Raw genomic sequence first — 1,364 nt, 5'->3', positions numbered from 1 at the left:
ACCGAGCGTCCCGCGGTCCGCAGGATCTCCAGCCGCGCCGCGCCGTCCGGCGGCGGCACGAACACCAGTCGTTCCAGCCGCCCGGGCCGCAGCAGCGCCGGGTCGATCAGCTCCGGCCGGTTGGTCGCGCCGAGCACCACCACATCGCGCAGCGGCTCCACCCCGTCGAGTTCGGTGAGCAAGGCGGCGACCACGCGGTCGCCCACGCCGGAATCACCGCTCTGGCCGCGCCGCGGCGCCAGCGCGTCGACCTCGTCGAGGAAGATCAGCGACGGCGCGGAATCGCGTGCGCGCTGGAACAATTCGCGCACGGCGCGCTCGGAGGAGCCGACCCACTTGTCCATCAGCTCGGCGCCCTTCACCGTGTGCACGCTGAGCTGGCCGGTGCTCGCCAGCGCGCGCACCAGGAAGGTCTTGCCGCACCCCGGCGGACCGTAGAGCAGCACCCCGCGCGGCGGATCGATGCCGAGGCGGGCGAACGAATCCGGATGGCGCAGCGGCCACAACACCGTCTCGGTCAGCGCCTGCTTGGTCTCCACCATGTCGCCGACCTCGTCCAGGCCGAGGCTGCCGATGGCGGGCTCGTCCATGCCCGAACGCGACAGTGGCCGAATGACTTTCAGCGCGCCGAGTAGATCCTCCTGGGTCAGTTGCGGATCGGTGTGTTCCTTGCTGGCCCGCGAGGCGGCTCGCAGGGCCGCCTCCCGGCACACGGCGGCCAGATCGGAGACCACGAATCCCGGTGTGCGAGCGGCAACTTCGTCGAGTTTCAAGACCGTGGTCGGCACCCGGCGCAGCAACTGTTCCAGCAGCGACTTGCGTACCGCGGCGGTGGGTAATGCGAGCGCCAATTCCCGGTCACATACGTCTGGCGCGCGCAACCGAGGGTCGATCCCGGCCGGGTGCGCCGTGGTGGCCAGGAAGGCGACGCACGGCTCGGCGACCGCGCCACGCAACTGATCCAGGATGAGGGTGGCGACCGGTTCGGCCTGCGCGGGCAGCAGCGCGTCGATATCGGTGATCAGCAGGATGCCGCCCTGTCCGGAGCAGACGTCGGCCACCGCCTCGGCCACCTCGCGCAGCCGGGTGCCGCTCTCCGCGGCCCCGATGGTCGGGCCGTCCAGTTCGACGATGCGGCGCGGCGCGGTGACCGCGCGGGCCAGCGTGGCCTTGCCGACCCCGGCCGGACCGGTGATCAGGACGCCGAGATGTGGTGTGGCGCCGAGGGTTTTGAGCAGCTCGGGTTCGTCGAGGGCGAGACTGAGCCACTCCGCGAGCTTCGTCGCCTGGCTGTGCGCACCCGCCAGGTCCTTGACGGTGATCAGCGGATCGGTGTGCCGGGTGGCCGCGCTGCGGCCGTTCGA

General features: G+C 71.6%; 1 protein-coding gene. It reads right to left on the bottom strand.

The window, feature by feature from the left end; all coding sequences use genetic code 11:
* Positions 1-1,364, bottom strand: a 1,364-nt coding sequence (locus NN4_RS44595; protein WP_147144471.1) for an AAA family ATPase, incomplete at both ends; no start/stop codon positions are given.

The organism is Nocardia ninae NBRC 108245 (assembly GCF_007990755.1).
Lineage (GTDB): Bacteria > Actinomycetota > Actinomycetes > Mycobacteriales > Mycobacteriaceae > Nocardia > Nocardia ninae.
This window is presented reverse-complemented; position numbering and strand designations above follow the sequence as displayed.